We start from the raw sequence: 11,102 nt of genomic DNA on the forward strand, positions 1-11,102 counted from the left end.
AACGGTCAACGGTGAACCATGTATTAAAGCGTACAGCGAACTTCTGGCGTCCAGCGGTTCTTCTGCCCGACGAAGTCGGCATCGCCTCATGTCGCTGGAGTGGCGGCGCTTGTTCTTGCGGCAAAACCTGAGCTTTCCAACGCTGAGGTTAGATCGATTCTTCAGCAAACGGCAGAGAATCTGGGGCTAAAACAGGAGCATCAGGGATACGGACTGGTAATGGCTGATCTCGCGGTTCAAGCGGCCTCTGGGACTACTCCCCAAACCGGTACAGTAACAGTCTCCAATATCGGCTATTCATTGAGCAGAAATGCCAAGCATATGTACGTTTCTGTGCACCTCAATCCAGCTGTAGCTAGCGCAAGTGTTTCTATAGAAGTCTATCTTAACGAAGGCAGCTCACCATACTACAGTGGGACAATCACGACAGACACGGCGGGTGTTGCCAAATTTACCGTTGTCAACGCGCCGTCTGGTACCTATTCGACCGTGGTCACAGACGTCACACCAGCTGGGTACACCTGGGATACGAAGTTTCCAGAAAATGCTTATGACAAGTAACGAACGATGGAGTGTTTTGAGGGGTTAGTTTCAGGTACTGCATTTCCGCTTCTATTAATTGCCTTTGATGTAACGAAGAGAAGGTCTGTATGGCAACGATCATTTCCCGGCTTGAAAAGGGCTTCAGGTGAATCTTTGTTGTCCAAAGATCTGTTTGCCAAGTGCTGTTCATTCCCTGGAAAAGGGGTAATATTCGTTGGCTTTTTTGCGGGGTTTGTGTTTGGAAATTCGCTTGTCTTCATGAGTTGCTTGTTAGCATGAGGCAGCTATTGTATATTCCAATCAACCTATCGACATATGTTGCGAACGAGTGTTTTTCCAAGACCGTTTTGTGCGCACGCTTACCCACAACCGAATAATCGGAAATTCTATTGCTCAACTCGGCAAGCTTGTCACGAATCGCTTCTCCGCTTCCCTCCTCAATAAGAAAACCGTTATACTCGTCTTCAATAACTTCAGCCATTCCTCCAACACATGATGCAACTACTATCTTCCCGCAAGCCATGCCTTCAAGAAGGGTCATCGATGTACCCTCACGAACGTTATTGTATGTGATAGACGGGACAAGGACTATATCAGTTGCCCTGAAGAACGCGCTGAGCTGGTCGTGAGGTATAGAGTCAAGAATCATAATGTTCTCCTGACCTTCTGCAACAGATTCAATACTTTTGCGTTCAGGACCTCCTCCTGCGAAGATAAAGAAAATGTCACTATTGTGTCTCATCATTGATGCAGCTTTCACCGCATAAACAATCCCTTTTTCTGGAGAGAACCTCGAAGCAATTAGTACCATTGTCTTGTCTTCTGGCAAGCCGAGCTCATTTCTTATAGTTCTTTTCTGTTCATCTGTGACAGGGGAGAAGTTTTCTGTATCTACTGCATTATGCAGTACTGTGGTTCTATCTGAAGGGATTTTGAATTTTTCAACAACATAGTTTTGCCTTTCTTTGTCAATACAAATGATATGACTGGATTTTCTGAAGGCTTCTTCCTCAATTTCAAGAAGACGTCTTATTGCTGTTTCTTTATCGGACTCTTTGCCTACGAAGTTTCTTGCCAAAGACTCATAAGCAAAGTAGCCGTGCACAGTTAGCACAACCTTGTTGCTGCATTTGACGCTCGAGGCAGAAACGACGTCTTGGCAATGAACAATATCTTCATCTTTCAGATCAAGTTTTCGAAAATAGCTTCTCAAGTCTGCGATCTTTACTCTGCTTCTTTCGAACGAATCCCAAAATCTTAGCAAACCGTATTTGAATGCAAGGTTTAGTCCTCTAAGCATAGTTATTTGGTAGTGTGAAGAACCAGGGTAGAAGGTTCTTACATCGATATTGCTACGTAAAAGAAACTTTTCCAATAAGGATTGGTACACATGTTTTCCACCATGATGCACAATTGAGGAGTTGTCTGAAGAGACTAACGCAACCTTTATCCCATACACCCCCAGTAAACTTTCGCTTCTTCTTCAATCATATCTTCCCAAGAAGGAATCTTAGATCTTCTTGTAGAACTAGCTAAGTGCAAACCTTTTTCAAGTGAGCTGTTAATAGCTTCAGAGAGACTCTTCTCAATGTCTTCACCAACAATGCCGCCTATTCCATCCGAATCTATCGCCTCGGCTACGCCACCGGCCTCGGTACCGATAACCCATGCTCCACATGCTCTTGCCTCAAGAATCGTTGCTGGGAAACCCTCATTCCTGCTAGGCACAACAAGGACATCGATTGAATTCATAGCCATTGGCATGAGACCATATTCTAATCTTCCGGCGAAGTGCGAAATGTCCCGGGGCATTTTCTCTCGTAGCGTTTTCAATAAAGGACCGTCTCCTACAATGAAGAAAAATACGTCCGATCTGAGCTTCAATAGCTCACGCGCGATTGCTGGAAGTCTATCTGCGCCTTTCACTTCAATTAGGGTACCAACAAAACCCACGATTTTCTTATCGAGTGGCAGGCTCAACTTCTTTCTTGCCTCTTCTTTATCCATAGGTTTGAATACGTTGGTATCTACTCCATTTGGAATGACAATCCCATTGGACATGTCGTAACCTAGTTTTTCACATGCATCTTTCATCAGAGCATTGCTTACGAAGATTGCGCGTGAAGCATTGCGAAGAATCTCTCTTACCAGAGTATGGAAGTCATACGACAAAGAATGAATCTCCCCTCCGTGCGCCGTTACTATGTAGGGAATCGAATACTTCTGAGAGAGTCGCATAGCCGCATATCCTTCCGGAAACACTCTATGAGCGTGAATCAAACGGTATTCTTCGATATTCTTGTTCTTCTCAATGGCAGATGCCATACCCTGAGCGTATTTCACCCAAGAACTAGGCTCCTGCCTAATTAGCCCAATGCGATCTCTTAAGCCAAGAGAGACATTTAACACGGGATAATGCTTCTGATTCACCTGCACCGACTCTACCGGTTCAGACGGAGAGTAACCCTTAAGCTTCTTCAAAACCCTAATCGGCAGGCTGTCAAATGTGGAGACTGGGGCGAAGTCAAAAGGCACGCCCAAGTTTTCCAGAGCCTTAAGTCTCTCGACTATGAAGACGCCACTTGATGAACTCTTCGGCTTAGGAAACATTTCTGAAAAGATCAGTACGCTTGGTTTCTCTCTACTCATATACTCACCATTGATCCGATCGGCTTTATAACTTATACGACTGATTCACGTTGCCTATCTAGCTTTCAGACAGAACAACCCTTTTTGAGCTTCTTTTCGGACACTACTGAACGAACTAGATTGCTTTTCCATTCAGCTTCGGGAAGGAGGTAGTTTCTCTCGAAGAAGTTCTTCATAGCCAATTCCTGCGGCCAATAGGTCTCCTTTGTGAATTGGAGGGTTCCATCCTCAAGAAGGAAATAAGAGCCGGGGATGTCGTCCACTTTCATCTGAATGGGGGTAATGACTCCAATAAACGGGGAGATTTCAATAATCCAGTATTTCCCTTCTCTATCCCTCATCATGTCGACTCCTAACATTGGTTTACCGATGAGGTCATACGTCTTCAAAGCAATCTCTACTGCTTCCAGAGGAAGGTCCTCCTTTATGATGGCTCCGCTCCCCGAGGCTCTGAAGTCGTTTCTTCTGGGTTTCCGGAAGTAGCCTGTGATTACGTCTTCAGCAACATTTACCCTTATGTCAAGACCATCTCCATCTACGAATTCCTGCAGGTAAAGATAGTTTTTTTGACGAAAGTATGCATTGCTTGCCTTTATGCCATAGAATGAGAAAATCCTTCTAGAATAAGCCGATAGCTCACGTGGGTTTCTGATCAAGGTTACTTCTCTTGAACTTGCCCCGTGAAATCGCTTCGATACCAACGGATAAGTCAGGTTTTCTTTCATTGCCTCAATTTCATCGAAATCGTTTGAAATAAACGTATCGGCTAGTGGTAGTCCCTTTATCTTCAATAAGTAAGTTAAGAAGACCTTGTCATCGCACAAGAGAACCGTCTCATAATCTGGGAAGCATTTCTTACCAAGTTTCTTCTCGAGAATGTAGATCTTTCTCTTTATCTCTTCCAGCTCCGCCGGACCGCTGTTGGGCGACCATACTACTAGGTCGAACTTCTCTACCACTTCCAGCCAGTCTGAGCGATGGTAATCGAATATCTCAAAATCGAAACCGTTGTTCTTCAAAAACCTCCTGAATTTTGTCCAGTGTGGGTTTTCGTTTATGTCACGCGTTAATCCAACAAATGGTTTTTTCTTGTCTCGAGGCCAATCAATGATAACGTCGCAAGGTTTGTAGAGCTCCACATCATCTTCTCTTGGATTCCTAATATCGGGATTTCCCAGTATCCTTATTGACATGTATCTCTTTAGCCTAGTGAGCAACTCACACCTCTTCATGATCTATCATATTTGCTGTTAAGTCATTTCAGACTCTCTTGTTCTCAACTATTCAGAATAGCAGGGATGAAATCTACAAAATCATCCTCTTTCGAATTATCCCACACAAACTTATCATGATTTGCTCTGAGATTGTCCAAATAGCAATCATAGGACTCTAAAGCATTCTGAATCAAAGATGGCCCTTTCGGTTCTTCAAGAAGATTAAGAACAATGCCGGTTTGCGTTTCTTCAACGATCTTTTTCATTGATACGAATCTTTTGCCAATAATGACGCGAGTTCCTGCTGTCAGAGAGTCGTAGAACTTGTTTGGCAATGAGTATATGTCATTTGCGTACTGCGGATCTGTTCTGCTTTGAAAGGCGAGCAGAGTGAATCTAGCCTTTGATAGTCTGTCCATCATGAAATCGTATTCCAGGAAAGGAATCTGCTCATCGGCAATGTTGCAGGTTGTGCCAAATGAGATCAGTTTGTAATTCCTCTTGATCTCGTTCAGCAAACTGCTATCTATCGAGATCTTTCTATGGGTGCCTCCAACAACAGCGATTTCTGCGTTCTTGACACAGGTTTTTAGCGAGACTCTAGTTGCTGCATAGTTCGGGAGGCATAACTTAGGTTTGTCAATCATGGTCTTCTCAAGCATCATTCTCAAAGCCTCTTCTGAAACGCCAATCACGCCATCCACTAAAGAAAATTACGTTTTGAGCACTTTCCAAAGAACTGGATTTAGAAAAGAGAGTCTCTCCGGGAAAAATTGCTCCGGCATAATTTCATGAAGATCGAATACGATCTTTTTCTTCCGCTTCTTAGCCTCAGCGAATACCTTTACTTGCAAGAAAGCGAGAGAGAAGTGAAAAACAACCAGATCATAATCCAGTCCTGAGACTAGACACAGCACTTGTCGATCAAAGTTCAGCCTCTTTGCATATCTCCCAAATCCTCTCATTTGGTCTCTCGACAAAGAATGAAGAATAACTCTATTTTCTGGTTTCTCAGATTGTTCATCTGCGGCGGTCTTCCAAAACTGATTATGAACACGACCTGGTTTCTTGAGAGCACTAACGCTTCTCGAAACTCTTCTGTCGTCTTTCTGATGACCAAAGCCAGTTACCAGAGTTTTCATTTCTAGCTTGGTTTCCCAGTTATGTTGATTACGTTTCTCACTTTTCCTCCCGACTTCTCAATTTCCGCGACCTCACTTACTCTAAGCACAATGTTATTCCCTAAGAGGCGCTTCAGCAACTTATCAAAAGCCTTCTTCTGATCGTTGTCAGAACTGGTACATCTAAACTCGAATTCCAGTCTGTTGAGCTGAACAAGTTGGTAGTTCTGAAACGGTTTCAAAAACGGTTTCAAATGCATACGAATTGTTACCGGCAACACAGGATTACCTTCTGAATCATATACAACGTCATCAATCCTCCCGATCACCTTCCTGATTAGAAGCGGTAGGGTTCTGCCACAGCTACAACTAGTTTTTTCGCAAGGCACAACTAGATCTTCGATTTTGTATCTGATAAACGGCATTGCATTGTTCCAAAGAGAAGTGCCGATTACAGAATAGAAACCTTCTTCACCACTACTCTCCAACTCTGTGATACCATACTCAAGAGCCTCATGTAAGCCATTGTGCTTTTCACATTCAAACGCTGCAACCACACATTCGCTGACACCATAGGACTCAAAAACTTTGCACCCGAAAGCATTTTCGATCTTATCCCTACCTGTATCACTAAGGGTCTCACCTGTGGTGAAGACAGCTTTTGCCTTTAGTTGCTCTCTTCTTCTCAACATCTCATCTGCCAGTATTTCGATTCCCGTTGGGTGCCCTTGGATGAAGACCGGCTCGAATTCCGTCAACTTTTCAATATAGGATGAAATTGTATTGAAATTCAGGTGATGAATGGACAATAAGAGCTGGTGCTCACTCTTATTGTATATCCAGTAAGGAGGTCTCTCACCAATTACCCTAGCTCCCAGAGTCACCCTCTTTTCACCCAGATGAACTCCAGCCCAACTATAGAATCGCCAGAGCGCAGCGAAATTCAACCTGTAAAGGCTTAGAGGCAGAAAGAATTCCAGTTTTGTTCCAGTCGTTCCACTCGAGAAGTCCTTGATCGTTTTTATACTTCTGATGTTTTCGCTAATGAATGATCGAGGATCACTTTTTATCATTTCTTTGGTCATGATAGGAATCTCTTTCAGAATTTCTAGAGAAGTAACATCTGAGGGTCGAAGATCGATATCTCGAAACAGCTTCCTGAAGTGCGGAACATTTTCGTAGGAGTTTGTTATGACTTCTCGCAACCTTTCTAATTGGAAGATCATTAACCTTTCCCGGCTCCAATCCTGGCTGTACTCGAGAAACTCGAGGAGCTTTCCAAATTCCCCGCCAAACCTTTTTCTGTGCAATCTTCTTGCATAGATATTGGCCAACATCTCTCTTAATCCTGCGGGTAGTCTTGAGTAGACGTCTACAATACTCATTATTCTTTGCCTCTCAAATGCTTGAATGCTTTTCTGACTAATCTTTTCAGCACATCTAATAAGAACGTAAAGGTTGTTCTGAGCCCTTCACTTCTAATCATCCATATAACTCTCGAAATTTGATAATTCAGTACATACAGCTGGCTTATCACTTTAATCCTCAAATCTCCAGGGTTCTTTGAAATAAAAGTGCTATAGTTTTCGATCTTATGATTCAGCTTTCTGATCTCTTTTTTGTCTTCAACTAGGTTCACTGTCAAGTCGCTTGACTTCTTTGTGAATATTATTTCTGAGAATGATAATTCGTTCTTGGAAATCTCAAATATAGGAACGATTGAGGTCTTTCTTCCTGATACCGGAACGTCAAATATAAAATCGCCAAGACCATAAAAGATCATTCCATTTTCTGCAAAACGCTCAAAACCACTCGCGAAATGACTATGACTAATCATTACTAGATCCGCTCCCTTGATCAAAAGCTGTCTCGCAGATTCAACTAGCTTCCTCGGTGGAAATGGAGTGAACTCTTTGCCCGCATGCAGAAGTACAACGTTCGCGATTATATCTTCACGCTTTTCAAGTTCGTCAAGGAGCATAGAATTCAGAAGATCAGAAAGCTTGAGAATTGAGAATGATGTTTCTGCAAGTTCCGGATACAGAGAATCTTCTATGCAACCGACTAATGAAATATTTCCTGCAGTGGAAGTAATTACTGTTGGATAGAAAGAGTCTTTCGAGCGTGAGTAAACCCCTGTAAATCCAACATTCAATGCATTCAATGTATCAATTGTTTCCACCAAACCTGTTTCACCACAATCGAAAATGTGATTGTTTGCAAGAGACAAATAATCAAAATGTTTAAGCAGTTCAGCGTGTTCAAAAGGCAAGAAGAAGTCGCCAACCTTTTCATTGCCACTGCTAATAGGTGATTCCAAATTCGCAATCACATAATCAACGTTTGAAAAACTTCTCAAGATATCATTTGACAACACGGAATCAATTGCTCTGCTTTTTTGAGCCTTCAGGAATCCCCGAGCAAGCATAACATCTCCACAAAAGCCGATTCTTTGGTTGGAATTCAAAACTAAAGCTCCCAGAAGGAAATCAATGTCACGCCGTTTTCTCTGGCGGCTTTCTTGACTTCAGCAGATTTCATGATAGTGACTTCTTCTAATCTTTCATCAACATATACTGCGTACTTCCTTAGTGTATCGTCAGGATAACCCGGATGACAATAGATCTCGTTCGTTCCTTCGGGCAGTCTTTTCATTATTGCGACCCATGTTTCGAGATTGCTCTTCTTGCTTCTATCAAGATACGCAGGTGTAATCAACCGATCAGCGGCTTTGAATCCGCTTTTCTCTGCCATTTTAGTGTTCCTTCTCGCGTAAATATGCGTCGCAATCTGCTTCGGATGAGATATATAGTACTTCACTAAATCCCACGTGCGATTCTTGCTTTCCGACGAAAACAGATAGCGTCTGTGCGTTCGAATTGCTTCAATCCCAAACTCCTCTGCAACAGTCATCCCACATCGGAAGAAAAGTGGATAAAGATGCTTGTTCTGGTGTCCATCCCAATGAGAGATTCTCACCCCCTGGCTTTTGAGAAGCCTCGCTTGTGCTCTAAGCTCCTTAAGCATTTCCTCTTCAACTATCTTTCCTTTTATTATAAGTGAAGAAAAGTGGGCACCATGGAACTCGCCCTTTTCGTTAATTAGAGAGGGAATCTCTTTGGGTTTGCAAACTGGGGAACCGACGGAGAGATTGAAATGGATTCCAATGCTTATGGGCTTGAACTCACTTGCAAGTTTACCAACCTCTTCAATGGCTTGAAAATTGACAACGCAACTAGTGCTCGTTACGATTCCGTCCGCAACGCTTTCAAAAATCCCTTTGTTTATTCCAAATGTAAAACCAAATCCATCGGCATTTACAATCAACCGTTTCATCTAATTACCTCCGAGAATCTTGCTATATGAGTAAAGCAACTTTGGTTCTTCACTCTTCTCCCAGTTTAGTCGCTCAAAAATAGTTTGTCGAGCTTCTGCCGAAATCCTGCCCATTCGAGCAGGGTCATCGAGCAAGCTATTTATTGCGACTGCGTAGTCTATGGCTTTATCACTTTTGACTAGGATTGAATCCTTCTGGTCGCATAGAAGCGATGACAGTTCGGGAAGAGATGTACTTATTACCGGCAAGCCATATGCCATATATTCAAAAACCTTCATAGGAATTGCAACTTGGAATCTCTTTTCTAGAGGATGATAATTGAAACCTACTGAAGATGACCTCACCAGTTCCAATGCCTTCAAATGTTCCACTTTCTCCATCAATACAAGGTGTCTTTGAATTGATCTGTACGTACTACTCGACTTAACCCATTCAATTGTCTCGGCAGACAAACCGACAAAAACCCACGTAAAACCATTTCTCAGTTGAGAAAGTTGATAAACGACATCCAGTATAAACTTCATTCTCAGTTTTGAAACAGTACCCAGGTGAATGACATCATATTTCTTGCCGACATTGCTTTCAGATCTATGTTCTTCCAGACTATCGAGACGGAAGAGATTCATGATTACGGTCTTCCTCTTGGCCTTTCCATACTCCTCTGAGAGAGACTGAGTTGGGAAAACTAGCATATCGAAAGCCTTCGAAGGAATAGTCTCAAGAACTAACCTCAGGATCGCTGAGAACAACCCTCCAGGCCTTCTTCCCATTCTCGCTGGAATCACCTCCACATAATGCTCATGGACATCATAGACCACTTTCTTACGCAGTAACTTCATGAATAGCGCAGCGAAAATGAAGTCCGGATCATGGAAATGATATATCGCTGCTTTCTCTCTTAAAGCCTTCTGCAAGGCTCTCCACGGCATTACGATTCGTGAAATAAGTCCTCTCCTCGATCTCTTTATTGAAAGGACTCTCACTCCACTTCTCTCAAAATTGCTTTCGCCTGGTGCAATCAGCACCACATCATAGCCATTTGCACTCAAACTCTGACACTCGTTGTAGAAAATCCTTGCGTCTAGAGCAGGGTGAGCTGTAGTTATGTGACAGATCTTCATGAATCCGCTGCCCTCTCAGAAAAGATAATCGCACACAGCGACCCAATTCCATACGAAAAATGAAGTATAGGAAAGGCTAAAATCATTAGAAGTGTAATACTCAAGCTTTCTCCCCTACTAAAAGACTCATACAGAATCAGTAACAAGTAGACACCCAGAGTTATCCAGAGAAGCATGCACACAATACTGAAAAACACGCAGAAAACGATACCAATCAACAGTGTCAATACGAAAATTAAAGGTGCTAAGTGCCTTAATGAGAACGGAATGTTTGCATATCTAGAACCCGCAATCACCCAGAAGCCATTGCCAAAGTTGTTATTCCAGAGCTCTTTGAAAGTCGATCTAGAATAGTAGGTAAGCTCAATGTCAGCGAAGAGGATTATTTTTCCCCCCGCTCGTTTCAACCTCAAGTTGAATTCTATGTCTTGATTCCTAACAAGCTGCTCATTGAAATAGCCGATTCTGTCGAAAACCTCTCGTTTGTAGCAACCGAAAGGAACAGTATCTACTTCTGTGGGTTTGCAAACGCCCGTCCTGAATTTGGCTCCTCCCACCCCAAGCGGACTGGAAAGAACCTTCGAAATTGCTATCCCAACGGACGATTTGACTCTGGGTACTGTTTTCACTACTCCTCCCACATTGTCTGCACCGCTTTCTATGGCATGCTGGACGCATTTAGAGATGTAGTCAGATGGCATTTCGCTGTGTGCGCCGCTGAAGAATATGTATTCCCCTGTTGAAGCTTTCACTCCTAAGTTCATCGCAACGGGAGTTATCTTCTTTTCGTTGTCAATTAACAATACTCTGTTGTCTCGTATTGAGATTTCGTTCACGATATCTCTTGTTCCATCTTCACTCATTCCATCAACTACGATTATCTCTATGAGTTCTCCGGGGTAGTCGCAATCTAGAAATGACTTAACGCATCTCTCGATGAACTTTTCTTCGTTTCTCGCGGGTATAATAACCGAGACCCTTGGAAGCTTCAAACTCCTCACCACATCTCTGCTTCAAAAAAGCATTTCCCGATGCATTCTATCTGAAAGATTCTGTCCATAGACGTGATAAACATTATCCGAATATAACTGGCGCTCCCTCTCTTGCCGATTTGTAT

Annotated in this window: 9 protein-coding genes and 1 pseudogene; 1 reads left to right on the plus strand and 9 read right to left on the minus strand. The window is 42.9% G+C overall.

Translation table 11 applies throughout. The annotated features are described in order from the left end of the window. Positions 1-87: 87 nt before the first annotated feature. A pseudogene (locus B3157_RS04565) lies at positions 88-561 on the plus strand (S8 family serine peptidase); the annotation flags it as partial. A gap of 238 nt (positions 562-799) precedes the next feature. Here the strand turns inward: B3157_RS04565 and B3157_RS04570 are convergent. The 9 genes from B3157_RS04570 to B3157_RS04610 form a co-directional block, all read right to left on the minus strand. Further along, a complete protein-coding gene (locus tag B3157_RS04570; protein ID WP_292589182.1) occupies positions 800-1,933 on the minus strand; it encodes a glycosyltransferase family 4 protein in 1,134 nt (377 codons plus the stop codon). A gap of 56 nt (positions 1,934-1,989) precedes the next feature. Beyond that, on the minus strand, positions 1,990-3,192 hold the full coding sequence (locus B3157_RS04575) for a glycosyltransferase (protein WP_292589184.1): 1,203 nt from the start codon (positions 3,190-3,192) through the stop codon (positions 1,990-1,992). A 65-nt stretch (positions 3,193-3,257) separates the two neighbouring features. Further along, positions 3,258-4,409 carry an ATP-grasp domain-containing protein gene (locus B3157_RS04580; protein ID WP_292589186.1) on the minus strand — a complete coding sequence of 384 codons (1,152 nt, stop codon included), beginning with the start codon at positions 4,407-4,409 and terminating at the stop codon, positions 3,258-3,260. 59 nt (positions 4,410-4,468) lie between these two features. Beyond that, positions 4,469-5,101, minus strand: a complete 633-nt coding sequence (locus B3157_RS04585) for a hypothetical protein (protein ID WP_292589188.1) — start codon at positions 5,099-5,101, stop codon at positions 4,469-4,471. 449 nt (positions 5,102-5,550) lie between these two features. Continuing rightward, a complete protein-coding gene (locus B3157_RS04590) occupies positions 5,551-6,912 on the minus strand; it encodes a phenylacetate--CoA ligase family protein (protein WP_292589190.1) in 1,362 nt (453 codons plus the stop codon). Then, positions 6,912-7,994 (minus strand): CapA family protein, encoded by a 1,083-nt coding sequence (locus B3157_RS04595; RefSeq protein ID WP_292589192.1) that lies wholly within the window; start codon positions 7,992-7,994, stop codon positions 6,912-6,914. Before B3157_RS04595 ends, B3157_RS04590 begins: the two co-directional genes overlap by 1 nt. A 2-nt stretch (positions 7,995-7,996) precedes the next feature. Beyond that, positions 7,997-8,863, minus strand: a complete 867-nt coding sequence (locus B3157_RS04600; protein WP_292589194.1) for a carbohydrate deacetylase — start codon at positions 8,861-8,863, stop codon at positions 7,997-7,999. Continuing rightward, positions 8,864-9,985 (minus strand): glycosyltransferase, encoded by a 1,122-nt coding sequence (locus B3157_RS04605; protein ID WP_292589196.1) that lies wholly within the window; start codon positions 9,983-9,985, stop codon positions 8,864-8,866. Next, positions 9,982-10,986 (minus strand): glycosyltransferase family 2 protein, encoded by a 1,005-nt coding sequence (locus B3157_RS04610; protein ID WP_292589198.1) that lies wholly within the window; start codon positions 10,984-10,986, stop codon positions 9,982-9,984. Before B3157_RS04610 ends, B3157_RS04605 begins: the two co-directional genes overlap by 4 nt. Between the last annotated feature and the right edge of the window lie 116 nt (positions 10,987-11,102).

This window comes from Mesotoga sp. UBA5557, from assembly GCF_002425715.1.
Lineage (GTDB): Bacteria > Thermotogota > Thermotogae > Petrotogales > Kosmotogaceae > Mesotoga.